Here is a 21,108-nt window from a genome sequence, read left to right as displayed (position 1 = left end):
GGAACCGCATGCAGAACCTCGGTTCAATATTACAAAGATTTGAAAACTCTCCTCTGGAGCTACAAGAAAAAATTCAGCACACTTTAATGGAACTGGTGGCGATTTCCGATCAGGTGCCTTATCCCGCTTCCGGAGCCACCTTAAAACGCTGGCAGATGCTTAGTCAGGTTTCGGCAAGCAATCTGAGCCTAGGCAAATTGTTTGAATCCCATCTGGACGCCTTGGCCATTTTGCATGAATTGAATATTCCGGTAGAACAAAAAGGCCTATGGGCAGTATGGGCGGCAGAAGGTGGACCCAAACCTTTAACATTGCAAGCAGGAAAGCTAAGCGGAATTAAGCCTTGGTGTTCTGCATCGGTCTGGGTGCAACACGGTCTGCTGACTCACCGTGATGAGCAGCAACAATCCCAATTACTGATTCTAGATTTGTCGCAAGAAGGCATTCAGCATCATCAGGATGCCTGGCAGGCAGTGGGCATGCAGCATACCGTGACTGCCCGGCTGGAACTGGATCAGGTCGAGGTAGAAAAAGTCGCAGCTCCGGATGCCTATCTGGATCGGCCCGGATTCTGGCACGGTGCCGCAGGTGTGGCTGCGTGCTGGTATGGCGCAACCGTGCGTTTGGCTGAATATTTAAGGCAGACGTTCTTGCTCAAACCGCATGCCTATAAAGCCATGTATCTCGGTGAAATTAGTCGGGAGCTTTTAGCGACACAGTCCTTATTTTATCAAGTTGCTGAATTGATTGATCAGCAACCGCAACACGCACATGAGTTAAAGATTCGTAGCCTACGTGCTCAGGTGGAAGCGACTGCCTTAAATGTACTAACTCATGTAGGTAAGGCACTTGGTGCTGGGCCGTATTGTGAGCATCCGCATTTCGCTCGGCTTGCAGCAGATCTTCCGGTATTTATTCGTCAAAGTCATGCTGCATTTGACTTGGAGCGGATTGGCGAGCTGACTGCACAGGAGGAACAATTATGGACGTTATAAGACATGAGATTGTAGGGGATCGTGTCATCCATGGTGAAGGCACAAGACTTGAAGAATGGCGTTCCTGTCAGATCCTGCAACAGATGCCGGAATTTGATATTCCTAAGGTTATTCCTCTAGATGCCAGAGTCTGCATCATTGCCCCTCATCCTGATGATGAAATTTTGGGCTGTGGAGGCCTGATTCAGCGTCTGGACAAACTTGGCTATCAGATCATACTTTTTGCCGTTACCAATGGGACAGCCAGTCATCCCGGCTCTAGTCTGTATACTCCCGAAGAGTTGAACCAGATTCGTCCTGCTGAAACGCGAGCAGCTTTAGAAGCGTTACCTTTAAAACAGAATATTTTGCGGATCGCTTTAGATATTCAAGATGGCAAGGTGGCCGAACAGCGGGATGTGTTGCAACAGCACCTGCAATCTTATCTGCAACCGAATGATGTGTTAATTAGCACATTTGTTCATGATGGACATCCAGATCATGAAATTACGGGGCAGGTCACACAGCAGCTGGCCACTGAGCTTAATTTAACCTGTATTCAGGTCCTGATTTGGGCATGGCATTGGGCAACACCTGGAGATACCAGAATTCCCTGGACCGTCGCTCATCAACTCAAATTAACTGAGGAAGAATTACAATATAAGTCTCGAGCTGCGCGGTGTTTTAAGAGCCAGATCGAGCTTGATCCGACAATAGATGAATCACCGATTCTGCCAGAGCAGGCATTGCAACGTATTTTACAGCCCTGGGAGGTATATCTGTATGAACAGTAAAGCAGCCTATGATCAGGAATATTTCGATGCCTTATATGCACTGAATCAGGGAGACCCCTGGCAATATGAACAGCGTTGGTATGAACAGCGCAAACGGCAGATTTGTCTGGCGGTCTTGCCAAGCTTGCAGTTTGACTCCGCGATTGAAATTGGTTGCAGTAACGGCATCTTCAGTCAGGAACTGGCGCAGCGGACAAATAGCTTAATGTGTCTGGATGCCAATGATACTGCGATCCACTTGGCACAGCAGCGTCTACAAGCTTATCAGCATGTACAGGTTCTACAGCATATCGTACCAGATGAGTTGCCCAAACAAAAATTTCAGCTCATTGTCGTCAGTGAGATTTTATATTATCTGAACCTGACTGCACTGCAACAGGTGCTGACATGGTTGCATACTGCGCTGGAACCGGGCGGATGTATCTTGAGTTGTCATTGGCGCGCGCCGATCTCGGGATTTAGCTTAAATGGTGAAGATGTCCATCAGTATCTCAAAGCGCATTTAAACTATGCACATCGTTTAAGCTTGCAGGACTCCGATTTTTTGATAGATCTGTGGCTGAATTCAGCGCAATCCGTAGCAGAGCAGGAGGGCTTAAGATGAAAAAAATCGGTGTGGTAATTCCGGCCTGTAATGAAGAAGCCTATATCGAACGCTGCCTGTTAGCCTTAAAATCAGCACAAACTTATTTTTTTCAATACTTTAAAACAATAGAAAATCTTCCTGAAATTCATATTCTCGTGGTCTTGGACCATTGTACCGATAGCACCGCACTTAAAGTTCAGCAAATGAACATTCCGGCTATGAGCTGCGACTTCCGAAATGTCGGTAAGGCACGCCATTTGGGGATTCAGCAAATGATCGAGCAGGGCTGTGACTGGATTTGCTGTACCGATGCCGATTCATTCGTACAGTGTGACTGGTTTCAGATGATGTTACAGCATCAACCCACCGATGCGATTTGTGGTGTGGTTGAGCTGGATCAATGGGATCATTTAAGCCGGAAAACCCGTCAGGCTTATCTCCGACATTATCAGGACAGCATGGGACATCGGCATGTTCATGGCGCAAACCTGTGTTTTAAAGCTTCGGCTTATATACAGGTCAATGGGTTTCAGCAACTGGACTGTCATGAAGATGTCGATTTCATCCGTCGTTTAGAAAAAGCTGACGCGCAGATTGTCTGGTCGAATCAGCTGAGAGTCACTACCAGCAGTCGTCTTAGCTCAAAAATTGCTGCAGGTTTTGCCCATTTTCTGCAAAAACTTGAGCTTAAGCAGGCCGCGAAAAAACCGATCAGCCTGTGCAAATAAAAGCATAAAACTATAAATTTTATACAATCAGACACTTGTAAAAAATCTTAAAATTCGTGTCTAAAAACTATTCCATTTAAATTTATTCTGTTTATAATTCACGCAAATTCAGCCCCGCAAACTTATACATTCTAGCTATAAGTCTGTGGGGTTTTTCTATGGATGAACGGTAATGGATGCCTGAGCCTTCTTTTTTGGTAATACAATGTTCAATCAAACACTGCTTTCTCGAATTCAGTCTCCATCACCATATCTATGGCAGAAAATAGCGACTGCGTTATGCTTCTTTAGCTTGGGCTTTAGTACTGCGGCTTGGGCACCCTTAATTCCATATGCACAGCAGCGCCTGTTATTAAATCATGCTGATTTTGGCCTGTTATTGCTGTGTGCCGGAATCGGTTCAATGCTGGCGATGCCGCTGGCCGGTCGACTGGCCAATGCCTTGGGTTGCCGTGCTGTTTTGGCCGTAATTCTCAGTGCATTTTTATTTATTTTGCCTGCTCTGGCTTATAGTCCGAATCATTTAATGATGGCAATCAGCCTGTTTTTCTTTGGTGCCAGTGCCGGTGCTTTGGGCGTGACTGTCAATATCCAGGCTGCACAGATTGAGAAAAAACTCGGTAAAAGTTTAATGTCGGGTTTTCATGGAGTGTGTAGTTTAGGTGGTCTGGCAGGCGTACTGGGCATGACCATGTTAATGGGACTTGGCTTGGCGCCTTTAACCGGTGCGGTGATTGTCAGTGTAATTTTGCTGCTTATTGCCTTATTCGCTGTTCCTTTAAGTTTGGGTGCTGAGCCAAAAACAGCGGTAGAAGAAACATCACCAGAACAACCGGTAAAAAAAGCAGCACCGACCTGGGCAATTTTAGGTATTGGTCTGATCTGTTTTGTGGCTTTCCTTTCGGAAGGTGCCGCCATGGACTGGAGTGGTATTTATCTTGCTACTGAGTTCAGCCTGCCTGCGGCGCAAACCGGTTTGGCTTATAGTTTCTTTGCGGGTTTGATGGTGTTGGGACGTTTTAGCGGTCACTTGATTATTCAGCAGTTTGGTGAAAAAAATACAATTCTATTAAGCGCACTCTTGGCTGCAACCGGTTTATTAACCGTGGTTTTTGCCCCAGTCTGGCAGGTGGTATTGGTAGGTTATGCGATTTTAGGTTTAGGTAGTGCCAATATTGTACCGCTGATGTTTTCCCGTGCAGGACGTCAGAAAACTTTGGCTTCACATGTGGCATTGTCTTATGTATCGGTATTTGCCTATACAGGTTCATTGATTGGACCGGCATTGGTTGGCTTCGGTAGTGAAATCATCGGATTGAGCTTAGTATTTAGCGTGATTGCGATTGGTCTATTGAGTATTGTGATTTTGAATCATTTCACTGCAGACCCAAGCGAAGTACAACAAAGCGAAGAGATTGTGGCTCCTCTTCAAAATGAAACACCAGCTTAATGCTGGTGTTTTTTTTTACTTAAAAATTTAGGCATGCATACTGAACTGGTTTGAAACTCCTGCAGCCACCGGACGATAGATCCGCAAGCTTTGTGAGTTTTTCAGGTCAGTAATAAACTGATCACGCCAGCGAATAATATCGAAATTTTTCAAGCCTTGGCTTAAATAACGATAGCGCTCTAAACGTTCTGATTTAGACATGCGCAGCGCCTTCTTCAAAGCTTTAGCCATACTGTCATGCTCATAAGGATCGACCAGTAAGGCTTCTTTCATTTGTTCAGCAGCACCGGCATATTTAGATAGAATCAAGACACCCGGATCTAAAGGATCCTGTGCAGCAATATATTCCTTGGCGACCAGATTCATACCATCCCGGATCGAATTTACCCAGCAAATATCAGCCTTACGATACAGTTGCATCAAGGCTTCATGACCCAAGGTGTCATAGCTGCAATCAAAGGGTAACCAGTCCGTTGTGCCATGCTGGCTATTGAGTTCATGCACGGCAGCTTTAAATTGCGTATACAGGTTCTTATAGGTTTTTACATCCAGTCGGCATGGGCAGGCAATTTGTAATTGCTGGAATTGATTTTTAAACTCCGGTTGATCTTCCAGCAAGCTCTGCAACGATCCGATTTTCTCCAATAAGCCTTTACTATAATCAATCCGGTCAACTGAAATGATGGTTTTATAAGGCTGCACTGTATCCAGATCAAAGGGAAGCTTTTCCAGATGGGTATCTGAGGCCTGATTCTGTAGTTGCACAGGATGCACACCAATCGGATAGCATTTCACATGAATCTTTCGAGATTGATAATTCAGGATTTCATTGTGACGATGCTGCACTTTTAAGGTCTGTTCAAGGAAATTTAAACAGTTTTCCTGATCGCGAGAGGTCTGCAAACCCAGTACATCGTAGTTGGCCAAATGATGTGCCAAATCGCGATGGGCGGGTAAAGTCTGCCAGAGCCTTAGTTCAGGAAAGGGAATATGCAGGAAAAAGCCAATACGGTTACGCATGCCCAGTTTACGGCAATAATGCGCCACGCTTAAAAAATGATAATCATGGATCCAGATAATATCATGTGGAGATGCTACCTGTTTCAGGTGCTTGGCAAAGCGTAAATTGACATCCTGATAGATCTTAAAATCCTGCGGCTGATAATCTACAAGTTGATGCTGATCGTGCATCAGTGGCCATAATGCATTGTTGGCAAAACCACAATAAAAACCTTGATATTGGGATTCAGTCAATGGACTCGTGTGATATTCAACATTTTGATGCTTCAGGATTTGAAACTTCTGCTCTTTCGTCTGGTCAACTCGGGATCCATTCCAGCCAACCCAGATACCGCCTATATCCTGCAAAGCATCCTGCAATGCCACCGCTAATCCACCTGCCTGGGTATTGTCTGACTTAGGTAGATTTACACGATTTGATAACACTATGAGTTTCGACATGTAATTTCTCCAATAATAATTGTTGTTGTGCTTTCAGTATTTCTAGAAATTCTGCTAGAAAAGCCTGTACTTGAGTCACGTTTTCGAGGCGATGTTGTGCCACGGTGTTGCCTGTACCGACTTTGATAGAGCAGCCTTTGAATGTGTTGATGACTTGAAAACCGGCTTCGTCGGTCAGGTCATCTCCGATAAAAATGGGGTAATGATCACTTAAGTGATATTGCTGAATGATTTGCTGGATGGCTGAACCTTTATTTGCCCCTTTGGGCACCAGTTCGAATACAAACTTTCCAGCCTTAAGTTCAAAATCCTGAAAATGAGTAAGACAATTCAAGGCAAATGCATGCACTTGATGCTCTAAATAGGGATGTTCACGAAAATGCAGGGCGACTGAATAGTCTTTAATTTCTATTCGAGTCTGAGGAATATTATTACTATGTTCTGTAATATAATTTTTTAATAATTCAAACTGTTCAGGATTTAAATCAATTAACTTGCTTAAACGCGATTGATAGCTTAATTCCAGACCGTGAGAACCGGCAATATTCCAGTCAAATGGATAAATAAGTTTTTGGGCTTGTGCAATTGAGCGACCGGTCACTAATATTAGCTGAATATATTGTTGTAACTCTTTTAAGGTATTTAAGGTTCCGCTCTTAATTATACTTTTTGCTGGATCTGGGTGGAATTCAGAAATGGTTCCATCAATATCAATAAATAAAACAAGTTTGTGAGAATAAATAATAGGTTTGAGCTGATTTAAAATCACTTGAGGTAATATATAAGAAGATGTAGCAAGTGAATCTTCTAGGTCTTGATCTTCTTTGAGAATCGACATAAATACTACCTAAGCCTCTGAAATTAAATTGATTTAAAAGTTAAAATTACCTGAATGATCATTGATCTGATTAAATTTATAACATATTTCATTTAACAGACTGGCTTTAAGTGCAGAAACGAAACACTTTTAACAAGTACAGTTACTTTGTAAGATTTAGAAATATTTTGGTAGAAATCCAGTATTGTTAATAAATTTTAAAAATAAATTATGAGAATTTTATATTTTAAGATTTTCTTGGATTGATTGTTTTTCAGGATTTTAAATAATAAGATTTATTATTTAATCTTTATTTTTGAATATGTATTTTTTAATTAATTTTTTAGAATATAGTATTTATTATTAATTTATTTTTTTATTTTTAAATATATGAGGGAGATGTAATTTTGAGATCTTTTTAAATAGAATAATCTAAATAAATTTATAAATCAGGTATATATAATTAAAATATTTAACTTAAGTTTATGAAAATTAATAATTTTTAAGATTGGCTGAGCTGTCTTAAAAGAAAAAATACTAATATTGGCTAGAGGGAAATTTCGTATTATCAAATTTTCTTGGGACCAATTGCAGAGCTATACAATTTAAACAGCCTCTTAATTTAGCATCTCAGATTAATTTTTAAATCTTATTGATGAATTTTATCAAAGGATAAAAAAACGAAGCAAGACGAATATCATTTCTATGACTAACGCTGAAAATAATTTGAATATTCTTCTTTGAATCAAAGCGTAGTATATTAGATGAAGTTGCGCTAAACAAAGATGAGAGATTTAAACGTGGTATGGTCATCACAGAGCAGATACAAAACCGGAAAAATAGAGAATTAATGATCTTATATAGACCGAAAAAATTAGAGAAGTTTCAATTAATTTTTTGCTCAAATGGATGAGTCAATTTAACAGCAGTAAATGATGAGAGAAAAGGGAAGAAATAATTTCTTGAAAAAATAATGAAAGAGCAATTAAAGTAGAGAGAAGCTCAGGGTCGTATCATATAAAGTTAAGAAACCAAACTCAGATACAACCCGTCTATTTGCATGAAAGAAAAATACTCAGATTTCTCGCCACACTTCATTTTCGTCTTTTAACGGAATGGTAAAGTTAAAATCATCATCATTACTGACCAGAAGACTGGTTGGAGTCTGCATGACCACTTTCAAAACAGTACCTGCTTCAAAACTAATAGGGGCGCAGTTTTCTTTTTCTAGAGTCACCGGTTTAAGTAATTCAATTACCGAACTTTCCATAGTTTTTTCCAAAATAAGATTACTTTTCGATAATTAAATCATAGCATGATTTTTGAAAATTTAACTGTTTCTTCAAAAACTGAGAACTTGATCAATGACTTATTCAAATAGGGAGAAGTGCTCTATTTAGATTAAAGATACCTAGAAGACATGCAGTATGGCTGATTTTCATCCTATTCTCGCAGTGCTCGGAAGCATAAGGCTCTTTTACATAAACCCGACAGATAACAGGCATAAAAATTTTATCAAAATAACGAAAGGTCAAAAACATGATGATTTTTCTGTTTTTTGGTATCGCTCTACTGAATGATAAAAATCGAGAATATAAGGAAAATCATAACGCAGAGCTGAATGATAAAAATAAGTTTCTAGAGACTTGATATCCTTCTATCCTTTTTTACACTAAATTGAAAATTAATGCTTTATAACAGTAAAAATCTAAAATAAGAATAAACTAGGCGTCATTTGGATGACCAAGAGACATAAGGAGAACTGGGTCGGTATGTTTAAGTCATTTTTCCCGCAACCCATCTGGTTTTTTAGCAGCCTGATTTTATGGTTTATCATTAATCTTGTGCTTTGGCATAGTGGCGGATCAGGATGGGGAACCTATCTGGGTTTTCCTGAAAATTATTTTGATGAAAAGCTTACAATCGGTATCGGGCGTTTCTGGTCAGCTCAATTCATCTGGTTCTATCTCTGGTATTTCATTGCAACTACGATATTTGCGCTGTTCTGGCAATGGAAAGCCAGACACCGATGGCAGCGCTGGTCGGTCTGGGGCTCGGCATTTATTCTGTTTAATATCTGGTTCGGGGTACAGGTCAATGTCGTATTAAACGAATGGTATAGCCCGTTTTATGATCAGATTCAACAAATGCTCACTAAGGGTGGTGGGGATGTTTCATTGCTGTATCAAGGCGCATTAACCTTTATTTATATTGCGATGGTTTATGTCACTTTAGCGGTATTTAACCTGTTTTTTGTCAGCCATTATGTCTTCCGCTGGCGTACCGCGATGAATGATTATTACACCGCACATTGGGAGCAGTTACGTCATATTGAAGGTGCATCACAACGTATCCAGGAAGATACCATGCGCTTTGCCAAAACCACGGAGCAGTTAAGTGTTTCCTTGATCGAAGCGCTGATGTTGCTGATGGCATTCCTGCCGATCTTATATCAGCTCTCTAGTCATGTGAAAGTTTTACCGATTGTAGGGGAAATACCGCATGCTTTAATGTGGGCCTCGATCGGCTGGGCGGTATTGGGTACGGTCATTTTAATGGTCGTGGGAATGAAATTGCCCGGACTGGAGTTCAATAACCAGAAAGTTGAGGCAGCCTATCGTAAAGAGCTGGTCTATGGCGAAGACTATGCTGATCGCGCACATCCGCTGACATTACAAGAACTGTTTAGCCGGGTACGCTGGAATTATTTCCGGTTATATTTTCACTATGCTTATTTCAACATGGTTCGGATCTGGTACTTGCAGTTAGACAATATTTACGGATTATTTATTCTGTTTCCAAGTATTGCAGCAGGGGCAATTACTCTTGGTTTGATGATGCAAATCCTGAATGTATTTGGCAAAGTGCGGGAATCTTTCCAGTATCTGATTCTGTCTTGGCCGACGATTATTGAACTGATGTCGATCTATAAACGCTTAAAAGCATTTGAATCACATATTGATTAATTTTTTCTCATATTATTATCCTGCTTTATCAGCCAAACAGTTTTAGGTTTGGCTTTTTTTAGGGCGAGTTAATTTACAAAATCCAATGGAAAATATCGATCTGACCGTTGGTCAGATGACTTGGGTAAATCGTGTCAGAACCTCCCAATATTGGGGTATTCAGATATTTTTTTCTTGTCTAAAATCCTAAGGGCCAGCCAAGATGGCGTTTAATTTCCGGTGGTTTGACGTATAAAAATAACAAATGTACGTTGAGGAAATTATTCTTATGCTGATCTTGTTCAGGCAATGTTATAGCGGATAAAAGGTAAATTTATTACCCATTATAATAAAGGTCTGTAGCGTTCCCTGAATAAGCCGCCGGAGAAGGACTCACCGCCTTCTTCGGTTTTTTATGTGTTTTTTCTATCTTTTTCTTGAGTCCTGAATGGAATTGTTTATTATTTGAACTGATTTAAAAATGATACTTGTGTCAATTTTTATCACATGAAGCTTGGCATAATCAGCAAAGTTGAGGCTGATATGTGCCTTTTTACCATTTAAATATTATAGTTATCAATATCTTGTGTTTGTTGTTTTGTGCTATTTAAGCTATGTTATACGGGATTTTGGGGTTGAGATATTTGCTGTGAAGCTAAAAGTAATAATTCTAATAATAGGGGCAGCAGCTTTAGCTGGATGTAATAGCGTGAATCGGTTGAAATCAGAGGTGTTACATCCTTTTGCCAGTCCGGAAGAACTAATTGCCAAACGGGCTTTGAATCAACGTGATGGTAGTGCAAAAGATTATGTTTATCTTTGGGGACAAGCTCAGAAAAATAACACGACTCAGGCCATGTATCCGCGTTCGATACTGACGCAATATTGTCATGAACAGGGTGGTAAATTTTCACTGCTGTATAAAAGTAATTTTAGTGCAGTGGCAGATGTTGCCCAGCGTAAACGCCTGAGTGCCAATCGGGGTGTTGTACAAGGTAGTGGTGCCTATCAGTGTCGTATGGATGACCTGACTGAAAGCTGGATTGTCTCGATTGAGCCAATTTCTGAACGACAAGTTGATAAAACTAGCCAGACACGTAGTGTTCGACTATTCACCCAGGTCATGAGTCTTTCTCAAGCAAAAAACTTTTATCGTCCAACTAAAGCCAGGGTTGCTGTGGAGAAAACCACACCTGCATCGATAAAAAGCACGACTTCTCCTAAGACTCCTGCCGCAAAGACGACAAATGAGCTGAAGGAATCAGCACGTAAAGAATTAGAGCGAAAGGAATTAGAAAGAAAAGAGCTTGAGAAAAAAGAAGCAGAGAAAAAGCAGCTAGCAGCGGCATCAGCTCGAGCTGCGGTAGCAGAAACACCGCAACAACATCAGATGAAAATCTATGTGGCAGCGCGACGTGATATTAATAGCGGTAAGAATCTGAATAATGCCTGTAACAACGCCCAGCGTGCCTATAACTATGGCAAATTGCAGGGCACAGAGGGAACACGTGTCTATACTGAATCAGGGATGCTGGTAGCGCGCTGTTTAACCAGTGTGCCGAGTTATAGCAGCCGTTTTTCCAATGCCAAAGGTCAGGCGGTAAAAATTTTGCAAAACCTGGCCAATAATTATAATCATGCCGGAGCAAAGAATATGCTCAGGCAGGTGAAGTAGGACTATTTTTTCCTTCTTAATCCATCCTCTTTCGAGCATCCTTAAAATACATTCTGAGGATGCTTTCACTCGCCTTTTTTTTAAAGTGGCGTCTTAAAAAATGCTGAACAGAGACGGGGATTTCTAATCTCAAACTCACATTTACACTCAATACACCTAATCAGATATCGGTCTTTTGCCCGTGGCTTGTGTATTGCCATAAATTACAGAGTAATAACACGGGCAAGGTGCGAGTCTATGATACAAAGTAGCTGATTGTTAAAAAAGAGATTCGCTTATGTCACGCCAAACTGAGGTTATCCGTCGCAGATTTACAGCTAAAATTCGGTGGGGATTAATGGCAATGGCCTTGATGGCTACCACCCAAATGGCTATTGCGGGGCCAACCGTCGAGCAGCTGAGTAACTGTCTGGTGAAATCCACCACGGCAGCAGATAAAACAACGGTGCTGCAATGGACCTTTGTTGCCTTATCTGCACATCCGGAATTGAAGAAATTCAGTAATGTGAATGAAGCACAAAGAACCCAGCTGGATAAAAATTTAGCCCAAGTATTGCAGCGTATATTGGTAGAGCAATGTTCTGCACAGACCAAAGCGGTAATTGCTGCGGAAGGCGTACAAGCGGTGGGTGACAGTTTTCAGGAACTTGGACGGATTACCGGTGAGGAAATTTTAGAAAATCCTGAAATGAAAAGTCAGCTTAAAGGTGTGCTGCGTTATGTGGATTTAAATAAACTGGTGGTCACTTTCTTGACACCGGATGTGTGGAATAAGTTGGGTGAGTTAAGAGGGAAATAACTGATTGAATGCATGCGTGCCAGGGTTCAATTATGGTATTTATTATGAATAACATAAATGAAAAGATAGGGGTTGTTATGTTCAAACGCACTGCTTTATTGGGTTTAAGTATGTTTATACTTCCTCCTGCGCTGTACGCAGGGGACAATGATTTGAGTCGGCAATACTCAAATTGTATGGATCGCTCAGGTGGCGTTACTGTAAATATGCTGGATTGTATTGCGGCCGAAACAGATCGCCAAGATACACGGTTAAATAATGCCTATAAACAGACGATGGCATCGCTGAATGCAAACCGTAAAAAACAGCTTCAAGAGGTTCAGCGTCTCTGGATTCGCTATCGTGATGCCAATTGCGATTTTTATGCCGACCCGAATGGAGGGACGATTGCAACTGTAAATAGCAATAGTTGTTACATGGAAGCGACTGCCGCACGTGCGACTGAATTAGAAAATTTAAGAGAAGAGTATTAATTTAAAAAAATCCTCTCCCTAGCCCTCATCCTTTCTTGCGCTTCATTTTAAAGCAGTGCTTTAAAACTTGCTCAGGAGAGGGAACCACGCGTATCAATTGATGACGTGGCAAGTCCTCCTTTGAAAAAGGGGGATTTGGGGGGATTAATGATTACAATAAATCAGGATAAAATTTCTCAAATTCTTTATTCACAGCTTCACCACGCAGCAAATAGCCTTTCGGTTGGATATAACTATAAATTTCTCGTGTAGGCTGTTCATGCCAACCAATGTTAAAGGCACAGAGTTTTGGAAAAAATTGTAGGTGACTGTAATTCAGATTGTTATGAATCCAATAAGCGAGTTGTTCCCAATTGGCTTGGTCTTTTTCATAGAGTTCTAAAAATGCAGGAACGACAATACATGCCGTTGCGCCATAACCTTTTGCATCAGGATAGTCCCATATATGATTGAAAATTTTCTTAAATTTATATTGTAAACTTGCCTTCTATTTTGATATTTATGAATTTTAATAACTTAATTTTTGGGCATGTCGTGCATATATGTTATTTGTGTGGATTAGAATTAATAAGCTTAAAAGGGCTTAAGCTAAGTAAAGAACAGAAAATTGAAAAGATAGAAAGTCTTAAAAATAAAGGACAATGTATAACGCATGAAGAACATATTATTCCTAATGCTTTAGGCGGATATCTGAAGTCAGAAGATGTACTATGTGAGGAGTGTGGGAGTAAGTTAAACGATTCTATCGATAAAAAATTTATAGAAAATTTTGATTTCTTGAAAAAACTATTAGATCTTAGAGTAGATCGTTCTTCAAACAAAAATAACCAAACAAAAGCTAAAGTTTATTTATCAAAGTTAAACATTATTTTAGATGTCATGTGGTCTAGTCAAAAGATAGAATGTTTTGGTGCGACTCATCATATAGATCAGAAAGAGAAAAAGCTTCATTTCTTTGGAAAAAAACAAAGAGTGGGAAAATATTTAAAAGAAAAAAGACTTGACTCATTAGGCTACAAGTTAATTATAAAAGAATTTCTAGAGTTGGAAAACGAGGATCGGATTTTTCCAAATTTTAATATTGAGAATCTTAATTTTAAACAAGAATTAGCGAAAATATGTGCAGGCTATGCAACAAAATTAGGTATAAAAAGAGATTTTTTGAATAGAATAATTGACTTTGAAAATCAAAACATTCTAGATAAATTGTGTGTAATTCCTTTTTATCCTTTTACTGAATTGGATATAGAGATTGAAAAGATAAAGTCAGAGTGCTACGAATACCCACATCATTTCTTATCATTATTTACTTTGCAATGTGAAGGACAGGAAGAAAAATTAATTTTTTGTTATGTTGAGTTATTCTCAACATTCCAATGGTATGTCTTATTGTCAGATAACTACACAGAAAATCAAATTTCTGAGGTTTATGCTCAACCTGTATTGTTTAAGGAATTTCAAGAGACAGACTTGGATTACAAACAAGGGAAATATTATTATGATCTTTTAAAGTATGGTGGTTATGACAAACTAACTTGGGACGATTTTAATGGAATGGATTATGAGGAGCAGAAACGGAAAGTTAATCATGTTATGGAGAGAACTAGATATGATTTCTATTACGAAAATTATTTAGATGCTATATTTACTCCGATAACTCATAATTTTTTTTTGAATAAAAATGATAAGTCTCTTAATCTAGGTTTTAATATTAAAGATCTTTATTTAAATGAATATGATGATGAAGGTGAATTAATATCAGAATCAGTGAATGTGAAGCAATATAGGATATTTTATGAAGATAACCTTCCTAGGAGAGAGAAAAAATTTTATGTATTTGAATCCTATAGACAAATGAAAGATAAAGAATTTTTAGAGAAATTAAAAATTTATAATCATACAAAATTTTTTCAGCTTCTAGATTTTATACAAAATAAAACTAAAAACCCGCTCTAAAGCGGGTTTTTTATTCCAAAATTAATCAGTCTCAACCAATCAACTTCTTCATCAATTCATTTACTTGAGCAGGGTTCGCTTTACCTTTTGCTGCTTTCATCACTTGACCAACTAGACCATTGAACGCTTTCTCTTTACCAGATTTATACTCTTCAACCATCTTCTCATTGGCAGCAAGCACGTCTTTAATAATCGCTTCAATCGCGCCTGTATCAGTTTCCTGTTTCAAGCCTTTTTCAGCAATAATCTCGTCCGCAGATTTGCCTTCTTCCCACATAAAGCCGAATACTTGCTTCGCGATCTTACCGTTAATTGTGTTGTCCACAATACGTGCAATCATACCACCAAGTTTTCCAGCTGATACAGGAGAATCAGCCAAATCTAGGCCTGCTTTGTTTAAAGCACCTGAGAATTCGCCCATCACCCAGTTTGCCGCAATCTTACCTTGTGCAGCGCCACCAGCAGCCTTAACCACCTCTTCGTAGAACTCTGACATTTCACGAGTCAATGTAAGCACGTGAGCATCGTACTCAGTCACACCAAAGTCAGTCACAAAACGCGCACGACGTGCCGCAGGAAGCTCAGGCATGGTTGCTTTAATTGCTTCGATTTGTTCGTCCGCAATCACTACAGGCAACAAGTCTGGGTCAGGGAAGTAGCGGTAATCGTTCGCTTCTTCTTTAGAACGCATTGAACGCGTTTCCATCTTTACAGGGTCGAACAGACGCGTTTCCTGATCAATGGTGCCATCCCAGTCCAGAATTTCCATTTGACGTTCAATTTCAACATTGATCGCCTGTTCAATGAAACGGAATGAATTCAGGTTTTTCAATTCACAACGTGTACCGAAAGGTTGACCCGGACGACGTAAAGACACGTTACAGTCACAACGGAACGAACCTTCCGCCATGTTACCGTCAGAAATGCCTAACCAGCGCACTAGCGTGTGAATCGCTTTAATGTATGCAACCGCTTCTTCAACTGAACGCATATCCGGTTCAGATACGATTTCAAGTAAAGGCGTACCTGCACGGTTCAAGTCGATGCCTGACATACCTTCGAACTGGTCATGGATCGATTTACCTGCATCTTCTTCAAGGTGCGCGCGCGTTACGCCAATGCGTTTAACCGTGCCATCTTCAAGTTGAATGTCGATATGCCCCAAGCCCACAATCGGGTTATCCATCTGGCTGATCTGATAACCTTTTGGAGAATCCGGGTAGAAGTAGTTCTTACGTGCAAATACAGATGCCTGGTCGATGTATGCATCGATGCCCAAACCAAAGCGAATCGCAAGATCAACTACTTCTTTGTTTAATACCGGCAATACGCCCGGCATAGCCAAATCAACCAGGCTGGCTTGCGTGTTTGGATCATTACCGAAAACAGTCGATGAACCTGAAAAAATTTTGGTATTGGTGGCAAGCTGAGTGTGAATCTCGATACCAATAACGACTTCCCAACCATCAATCAGGTTGGATTTTGGTTTAGCCGATTTTTGAGCTTGAGCCATTATGCGTTCTCCTCAGCAATTGCAGCGCGTTTTGTATGCCAATCGGTGGCCTGTTGATACTGGTGTACCACAGACAACAATTGAGATTCTGACCAGTAATTACCAATCAGCTGTAAGCCAACTGGCAAGTTATTTTGGTCAAAACCGACAGGCGCGTTAATCGCAGGAAGACCTGCCAGATTTACCGCAAGCGTATAAATATCGCCCAGGTACATTTCAACTGGCGTTAAATCTGCACCAATTTTATAGGCAGTCGTTGGCGCAGAAGGTGCTGCAATGACATCGACCGATTCAAATGCTTTAAGGAAATCTTGCTGGATCAGGCGACGTACTTTCTGTGCTTTTACATAGTAAGCATCGTAATAACCTGCAGACAGGGCATACGTACCAATCAGGATACGGCGTTGCACTTCTGCACCAAAACCTTCTGAACGTGAACGCTTGTACAGGTCCATCAGGTCCACAGGATTTTCTGCGCGATAGCCATAACGTACGCCATCAAAACGTGATAGGTTCGAAGAAGCTTCGGCAGGTGCGATCAGGTAATAAGTCGGAACATAGCTTTCAGTCATGTTGAGGTCGATCTCAACAAGCGTAGCGCCCATTTCTTCTAACTTTTTAAGTGATTCTTCGACACGTGCTTTAACATCTTCAGCTAGGCCAGCAACATTAAAATACTGTTTTGGAATACCAATGCGTAAACCTTTTACTGAGGTAGCGTTCAGGTTCGCGACATAGTTATCTACCACTTGATCCATTGAAGTTGAATCTTTGGCATCATGACCGGCCATGACATTCATCAGGTAAGCACAGTCTTCTGCAGAACGTGCCATTGGACCACCTTGGTCTAGTGATGATGCATAAGCAATCATACCGAAGCGCGATACACGACCGTAAGTCGGTTTAAGACCGGTCAGACCACAGAATGATGCAGGTTGACGGATTGAACCACCGGTGTCAGTACCAGTTGCAAATGGTGCCAAATCCGCTGCCACAGCTGCTGCAGAACCGCCTGAAGAACCACCAGGGACATGGCCCAGGTTCCAAGGGTTGGCAGTTGCGCCGTAATATGAGTTCTCAGAGGTCGAACCCATCGCGAATTCGTCCATGTTCACTTTACCCAAAGTGACCAGGCCCGCAGCTTTACCTTTCGCTACAACGGTTGCGTCGTAAGGAGAGATAAAATTGTCCAGCATTTTTGAACCGGCAGTGGTTTTAATGCCTTGGGTACAGAAAATATCTTTGTGGGCAACTGGCACACCAGTCAGGGCAGAGGCATTGCCAGCTTTGATTGCAGCATCGGCAGCATCAGCTTGAGCCAATGCCTGTTCAGCAGTCACGGTCACATAAGCCTTGACCTGTGCATCAATTTTTTCGATGCGTTTTAAATAGTGTTGAGTCAATTCGCGGGATGAAAATTGAGCATTTGCCAAACCTTCAGTCAGTTCACGAATGGATAAGCGGTGTAAATCTGTCATGAGAAATAATTCTTTACGTTTAATTTAATAAAAAGAATGAACTGGGTAATAATTACTCAATCACGCGTGGGACGAGATACAAACCGTCCTGTACAGCAGGTGCAACTGCTTGGTATTCCTCACGATGATTGCTTTCCGACACGACATCTTCACGTAAAGGCTGTGGGTGGTCGAAAGGGCTTTTCAGTGGTTCAACACCGTCGGTATTGATGCCTTTCAGGGTTTCCATCATGCCTAAAATTTTATTTAAACTTTGAGCATATTCAGCAGATTGCGTATCATTGAGAGATAACCTTGCAAGGTTGGCAATGGCTGAAACTGTTTCTGCACTTAAATCTGCAGAATGCTGTGCATCCGATGTAGACATAATATTACCTAATCAGTATTAAAAAAATTCAAATTATCATGCGTTATGATAAGCGATTGACTTGTCCAAATCATCACATTTAGTTAAAGTGGCCACCTTGCGTCCATATAAAGTTTAACTGAGAACGTCCCCGTGATTCTAAAACGACTAATAGGCTTGTTTTCGCCCGATCTTGCCATTGATTTAGGTACAGCAAATACACTTATTTATGCGCCAGGACGAGGCATTATATTAAATGAACCGACGGTTGTAGCCATCCGTCATAGTGGTTCACATAAAATTGTTGCGGCAGTCGGTCTTGAAGCGAAGCAAATGCTAGGTCGTACCCCAGCCAATATCTCAGCGATCCGTCCTATGAAAGACGGTGTGATTGCGGATTTTGAAGTCACTGAGACCATGCTGAATCAGTTTATTCGCAAAGTACATGAAAACCGTTTATTTACTCCGGCACCGCGTGTCGTGGTTTGCGTGCCATGTAAATCAACCCTTGTTGAGCGCCGTGCCATTCGTGAAGCCGTGTTTAATGCGGGCGCACGTGATGTACGTTTAATCGAAGAGCCGATGGCAGCAGCGATTGGTGCAGGTATGCCAGTTGAGCAAGCCTGTGGTTCGATGGTGGTTGATGTGGGCGGTGGTACCACTGAAATTGCGATTATCTCGTTGCAGGGTTGTGTTTATGCAGATTCGTTACGTATCGGCGGTGATGTATTTGATGAGCAGATCATTAACTATGTGCGTAAAGCGCATGGCTGTGTGATCGGCGAAACCACGGCTGAAGTGATCAAAAAAGAAGTGGGTATGGCGTTGCCAGATGAAGGCGCTAAACCGCTTGAAATTGAAGTTCGTGGCCGTAACCTCGCAGAAGGTGTGCCTCGTGCGATTGTGGTCAATTCAGACGAAGTGACCCAAGCGATTTCTGATCCATTGCAAAACATCGTGTCTGCGGTGAAATCTGCTTTAGAACATACCCCTCCTGAGCTTTCTTCGGACATCGCTGAACGTGGTATCGTGTTAACCGGTGGTGGTGCATTGCTACGTAATCTTGACAAACTGCTTGCCAAAGAAACTGGCCTGCCAGTGGTAGTGGCAGAAGATCCACTATCATGTGTGACTCGTGGTGGCGGCAAGGTACTCGAATTTTTCGACAACCCAAATCATGACATGTTATTCGTAGGCTAAGAAAAGGATTCGGCGGGTGCAAGCACATCTGTTTTCTCGACAACCGCCATCTTTTCGCTCTTTTATCATTGCATTGGTAACATGCTTGGTGGTGCTTTTCTTTGATTGGCGCATGCCGCATGTTGTTCAACCTGCAAGGGATGTCCTGTACGCTGCTTATAATCCTATTTATGCGGTGGCCAGCTATCCGGTATTGTCGCGAGAGTGGTTGAATCAACAAACCAAGTCTGAAGCTCAATTGCGTCGGGAAAATACCGCGATGCAGGCCGAGCTGTTACAGGCACAGGTACGCTTACAAAAAATCTCTGAACTTTCTGCTGAAAATACCCGTTTGCGCGGTCTATTGGACACGCCGCTGATCATTGATGGACGTATTGAAATTGCCGAAGTGATTGGCACCGATGCCGATCCATTACGGCATATTATCGTGATCAACCGTGGTTCGAATAACGAGCTGAAAGTCGGGCAAACGGTACTGGATGACAAGGGGATCATGGGGCAGATTATCAATGTCTATCCGCATAGTAGCCGGGTCATGCTGTTGTCTGATAAAGAACATTCACTGTCAGTGCGCCTGGAACATACTGGGATGCGTGCCATTGTCTCGGGTACGGGTGATCTGGGACGTTTAAAAATGGAATATGTACCGACCAGTGCCAATATCAAGGTCGGTGAAAAAGTCTATAGTTCGGGCTTGGGACAACATTTCCCGGCAGGTTATCTGGTGGGGCAGGTGTCTAAAGTACAACGCCATAATTCTGGTGAATTTGCCCAGATTGATGTGACGCCTGCGGCTCAACTCGCCGGTGGACATCATGTCGTAGTGTTATTTTCCGATTCATTAGCGATGGAGCAACCGCATGTCAATCGCTAAGATGAAATCCAGAAAGCATCGTGATCCTTTAATGGCTATTGTCATTTCGGTGATTGTGGCTTCTATTTTAATGGTCTATCCACTTTCCTATAATCTCTCGGGCTGGCGTCCGCTGTTTATGCTGATGATCATGCTCTTCTGGGTGTTATGTCAGCCAACCTGGTGCGGGATCTGGTTTGCCTTTGGCACCGGTATTTTTATTGATCTGTTGCTGGATGCACCTTTGGGTCTGAATGCGCTGAGCTTTATCATTATTGCCTTTTTAGCTCGCTTTCTGACCCGTGAACGCCGTATCCTGACCTTTAATAATCTCTGGGTGATTATGGGGCTGGCGATTGTCGCATATCTGCTGATGATCTTTTTTACCCAGATTATAGCTGGCGTGCAATTTTCTTATGCACGGCACTGGATTCCGATGGTGACCAGTATTCTGGTTTGGCCTGCTATTTATTATATGCTCAAAAAATGGCGCATATAATTCTAGCTTCGAGCTCACCCCGGCGTCGCGAGTTATTGCAACAACTCGGGCTGAGCTTCGATATTTACAGTCCCGAGATCGACGAATCTGTACAAGCAGGCGAGTCGGTCGCAGCCTATGTTGAACGTCTGGCACGAGCCAAAGCAGATGCCGTGGCTGAGTATTATCCAGATGCCATCATCATTGCTGCGGATACCAGTCTGGGGGTGGATCAGGAGATTCTGGGTAAGCCTGAATCCAAACAACATGCGATTGAAATGTGGACAAAAATCTCCGGTCGATGGCATGATGTCTATAGCGGTGTCTGTGTTCGTACAAAGCATGAAAAATACAGTATAGTGGTACGCACACAGGTCGAATTTCAAATCCTGAGCGCCGTAGATATGGAAAGTTACTGGGCGACAGGTGAGCCACTGGGTAAAGCCGGGGCTTATGCGATTCAAGGAATTGCAGCACGTTATATTCCAAAAATACAGGGCAGTTATTCCAATGTGGTCGGCTTGCCTTTATATGAGACAGTACAGTTATTACAGACGGTTAAGGCACTAAATTAACTGCTGA

General features: G+C 41.6%; 20 protein-coding genes. 14 read left to right on the top strand and 6 right to left on the bottom strand.

The annotated features are described in order from the left end of the window. Positions 1 to 8: 8 nt before the first annotated feature. The 5 genes from PYW33_RS11495 (at position 9) to PYW33_RS11475 (ending at position 4,532) form a co-directional block, all read left to right on the top strand. Entirely contained in the window at positions 9 to 995 is a 987-nt protein-coding gene (locus tag PYW33_RS11495) for a hypothetical protein (protein WP_004646202.1), read from the top strand. Continuing rightward, a complete protein-coding gene (locus PYW33_RS11490; RefSeq protein WP_004646203.1) occupies positions 983 to 1,768 on the top strand; it encodes a PIG-L deacetylase family protein in 786 nt (261 codons plus the stop codon). The genes PYW33_RS11495 and PYW33_RS11490 overlap by 13 nt, the downstream gene beginning before the upstream one ends. Next, positions 1,758 to 2,372, top strand: a complete 615-nt coding sequence (locus PYW33_RS11485) for a class I SAM-dependent DNA methyltransferase (protein WP_004646204.1) — start codon at positions 1,758 to 1,760, stop codon at positions 2,370 to 2,372. Before PYW33_RS11490 ends, PYW33_RS11485 begins: the two co-directional genes overlap by 11 nt. Beyond that, complete coding sequence (locus PYW33_RS11480; protein WP_004646205.1) at positions 2,369 to 3,082, top strand: glycosyltransferase family 2 protein; 714 nt, start codon at positions 2,369 to 2,371, stop codon at positions 3,080 to 3,082. The genes PYW33_RS11485 and PYW33_RS11480 overlap by 4 nt, the downstream gene beginning before the upstream one ends. Before the next feature lie 205 nt (positions 3,083 to 3,287). Next, positions 3,288 to 4,532, top strand: a complete 1,245-nt coding sequence (locus PYW33_RS11475; RefSeq protein ID WP_004646206.1) for an MFS transporter — start codon at positions 3,288 to 3,290, stop codon at positions 4,530 to 4,532. Positions 4,533 to 4,559: 27 nt separating this feature from the next. Here PYW33_RS11475 and PYW33_RS11470 read toward each other — a convergent pair whose 3' ends face one another. The 3 genes from PYW33_RS11470 to PYW33_RS11460 form a co-directional block, all read right to left on the bottom strand. Next, positions 4,560 to 5,993: an alpha,alpha-trehalose-phosphate synthase (UDP-forming) gene (locus tag PYW33_RS11470; RefSeq protein WP_004646208.1), complete on the bottom strand. Its 1,434-nt coding sequence runs from the start codon at positions 5,991 to 5,993 to the stop codon at positions 4,560 to 4,562. After that, on the bottom strand, positions 5,950 to 6,831 hold the full coding sequence (gene otsB, locus PYW33_RS11465) for a trehalose-phosphatase (protein WP_004646209.1): 882 nt from the start codon (positions 6,829 to 6,831) through the stop codon (positions 5,950 to 5,952). Before otsB ends, PYW33_RS11470 begins: the two co-directional genes overlap by 44 nt. 1,054 nt (positions 6,832 to 7,885) lie before the next feature. Beyond that, positions 7,886 to 8,080: a hypothetical protein gene (locus tag PYW33_RS11460; protein ID WP_004646210.1), complete on the bottom strand. Its 195-nt coding sequence runs from the start codon at positions 8,078 to 8,080 to the stop codon at positions 7,886 to 7,888. 502 nt (positions 8,081 to 8,582) lie between these two features. Here PYW33_RS11460 and sbmA point away from each other — a divergent pair. The 5 genes from sbmA (at position 8,583) to PYW33_RS11435 (ending at position 14,658) form a co-directional block, all read left to right on the top strand. Then, positions 8,583 to 9,776 carry a peptide antibiotic transporter SbmA gene (gene sbmA, locus PYW33_RS11455; RefSeq protein WP_016806899.1) on the top strand — a complete coding sequence of 398 codons (1,194 nt, stop codon included), beginning with the start codon at positions 8,583 to 8,585 and terminating at the stop codon, positions 9,774 to 9,776. Positions 9,777 to 10,464: 688 nt separating this feature from the next. Beyond that, positions 10,465 to 11,430, top strand: a complete 966-nt coding sequence (locus PYW33_RS11450) for a hypothetical protein (protein ID WP_004646213.1) — start codon at positions 10,465 to 10,467, stop codon at positions 11,428 to 11,430. 277 nt (positions 11,431 to 11,707) lie between these two features. Next, the gene (locus PYW33_RS11445; RefSeq protein WP_004646214.1) at positions 11,708 to 12,229 is read left to right on the top strand and encodes a hypothetical protein; all 522 of its coding nucleotides are present in this window, start codon (positions 11,708 to 11,710) and stop codon (positions 12,227 to 12,229) included. A 77-nt stretch (positions 12,230 to 12,306) separates the two neighbouring features. Then, positions 12,307 to 12,702, top strand: a complete 396-nt coding sequence (locus PYW33_RS11440) for a lysozyme inhibitor LprI family protein (RefSeq protein ID WP_004279354.1) — start codon at positions 12,307 to 12,309, stop codon at positions 12,700 to 12,702. A gap of 501 nt (positions 12,703 to 13,203) precedes the next feature. Next, the gene (locus tag PYW33_RS11435; RefSeq protein ID WP_004646215.1) at positions 13,204 to 14,658 is read left to right on the top strand and encodes an HNH endonuclease; all 1,455 of its coding nucleotides are present in this window, start codon (positions 13,204 to 13,206) and stop codon (positions 14,656 to 14,658) included. 31 nt (positions 14,659 to 14,689) lie between these two features. Here PYW33_RS11435 and gatB read toward each other — a convergent pair whose 3' ends face one another. Genes gatB through gatC form a run of 3 tightly spaced genes read right to left on the bottom strand, consistent with a single transcriptional unit; the run spans position 14,690 to position 18,016 of the window. Further along, positions 14,690 to 16,171, bottom strand: coding sequence for an Asp-tRNA(Asn)/Glu-tRNA(Gln) amidotransferase subunit GatB (gatB, locus tag PYW33_RS11430; RefSeq protein ID WP_004646216.1), 1,482 nt, complete (start codon positions 16,169 to 16,171; stop codon positions 14,690 to 14,692). Then, positions 16,171 to 17,649 (bottom strand): Asp-tRNA(Asn)/Glu-tRNA(Gln) amidotransferase subunit GatA, encoded by a 1,479-nt coding sequence (gene gatA / locus PYW33_RS11425; RefSeq protein ID WP_004646217.1) that lies wholly within the window; start codon positions 17,647 to 17,649, stop codon positions 16,171 to 16,173. The genes gatB and gatA overlap by 1 nt, the downstream gene beginning before the upstream one ends. A 52-nt stretch (positions 17,650 to 17,701) precedes the next feature. Next, positions 17,702 to 18,016 (bottom strand): Asp-tRNA(Asn)/Glu-tRNA(Gln) amidotransferase subunit GatC, encoded by a 315-nt coding sequence (gene gatC / locus PYW33_RS11420; RefSeq protein ID WP_004279359.1) that lies wholly within the window; start codon positions 18,014 to 18,016, stop codon positions 17,702 to 17,704. A gap of 132 nt (positions 18,017 to 18,148) precedes the next feature. Here gatC and PYW33_RS11415 point away from each other — a divergent pair, with 132 nt between their 5' ends. Genes PYW33_RS11415 through PYW33_RS11400 form a run of 4 tightly spaced genes read left to right on the top strand, consistent with a single transcriptional unit; the run spans position 18,149 to position 21,101 of the window. After that, the gene (locus PYW33_RS11415; RefSeq protein WP_004279360.1) at positions 18,149 to 19,195 is read left to right on the top strand and encodes a rod shape-determining protein; all 1,047 of its coding nucleotides are present in this window, start codon (positions 18,149 to 18,151) and stop codon (positions 19,193 to 19,195) included. 16 nt (positions 19,196 to 19,211) lie between these two features. Continuing rightward, complete coding sequence (gene mreC, locus PYW33_RS11410) at positions 19,212 to 20,069, top strand: rod shape-determining protein MreC (RefSeq protein WP_004279362.1); 858 nt, start codon at positions 19,212 to 19,214, stop codon at positions 20,067 to 20,069. After that, positions 20,056 to 20,547, top strand: a complete 492-nt coding sequence (mreD, locus tag PYW33_RS11405; RefSeq protein WP_004646219.1) for a rod shape-determining protein MreD — start codon at positions 20,056 to 20,058, stop codon at positions 20,545 to 20,547. The genes mreC and mreD overlap by 14 nt, the downstream gene beginning before the upstream one ends. Beyond that, positions 20,535 to 21,101 (top strand): Maf-like protein, encoded by a 567-nt coding sequence (locus PYW33_RS11400; protein ID WP_004646220.1) that lies wholly within the window; start codon positions 20,535 to 20,537, stop codon positions 21,099 to 21,101. Before mreD ends, PYW33_RS11400 begins: the two co-directional genes overlap by 13 nt. The last annotated feature ends 7 nt before the right edge of the window (positions 21,102 to 21,108 follow it).

This window comes from Acinetobacter lwoffii, assembly GCF_029024105.1.
In the GTDB taxonomy this organism is placed as follows: Bacteria; Pseudomonadota; Gammaproteobacteria; order Pseudomonadales; family Moraxellaceae; genus Acinetobacter; species Acinetobacter lwoffii.
The sequence above is the reverse complement of the archived record's forward strand: the minus strand, read 5'-3'. Positions and strand labels throughout refer to the sequence as shown.

Coding starts and splice junctions, on each gene's coding strand:
- PYW33_RS11460 (WP_004646210.1), bottom strand. CDS start 8,080: ATGGAAAGTTCGGTAATTGAATTACTTAAACCGGTGACTCTAGAAAAA.
- PYW33_RS11480 (WP_004646205.1), top strand. CDS start 2,369: ATGAAAAAAATCGGTGTGGTAATTCCGGCCTGTAATGAAGAAGCCTAT.
- PYW33_RS11440 (WP_004279354.1), top strand. CDS start 12,307: ATGTTCAAACGCACTGCTTTATTGGGTTTAAGTATGTTTATACTTCCT.
- PYW33_RS11445 (WP_004646214.1), top strand. CDS start 11,708: ATGTCACGCCAAACTGAGGTTATCCGTCGCAGATTTACAGCTAAAATT.
- otsB (WP_004646209.1), bottom strand. CDS start 6,831: ATGTCGATTCTCAAAGAAGATCAAGACCTAGAAGATTCACTTGCTACA.
- PYW33_RS11470 (WP_004646208.1), bottom strand. CDS start 5,993: ATGTCGAAACTCATAGTGTTATCAAATCGTGTAAATCTACCTAAGTCA.
- PYW33_RS11490 (WP_004646203.1), top strand. CDS start 983: ATGGACGTTATAAGACATGAGATTGTAGGGGATCGTGTCATCCATGGT.
- sbmA (WP_016806899.1), top strand. CDS start 8,583: ATGTTTAAGTCATTTTTCCCGCAACCCATCTGGTTTTTTAGCAGCCTG.
- gatC (WP_004279359.1), bottom strand. CDS start 18,016: ATGTCTACATCGGATGCACAGCATTCTGCAGATTTAAGTGCAGAAACA.
- PYW33_RS11400 (WP_004646220.1), top strand. CDS start 20,535: ATGGCGCATATAATTCTAGCTTCGAGCTCACCCCGGCGTCGCGAGTTA.
- PYW33_RS11475 (WP_004646206.1), top strand. CDS start 3,288: ATGTTCAATCAAACACTGCTTTCTCGAATTCAGTCTCCATCACCATAT.
- PYW33_RS11495 (WP_004646202.1), top strand. CDS start 9: ATGCAGAACCTCGGTTCAATATTACAAAGATTTGAAAACTCTCCTCTG.
- gatA (WP_004646217.1), bottom strand. CDS start 17,649: ATGACAGATTTACACCGCTTATCCATTCGTGAACTGACTGAAGGTTTG.
- gatB (WP_004646216.1), bottom strand. CDS start 16,171: ATGGCTCAAGCTCAAAAATCGGCTAAACCAAAATCCAACCTGATTGAT.
- PYW33_RS11485 (WP_004646204.1), top strand. CDS start 1,758: ATGAACAGTAAAGCAGCCTATGATCAGGAATATTTCGATGCCTTATAT.
- mreD (WP_004646219.1), top strand. CDS start 20,056: ATGTCAATCGCTAAGATGAAATCCAGAAAGCATCGTGATCCTTTAATG.
- PYW33_RS11435 (WP_004646215.1), top strand. CDS start 13,204: ATGAATTTTAATAACTTAATTTTTGGGCATGTCGTGCATATATGTTAT.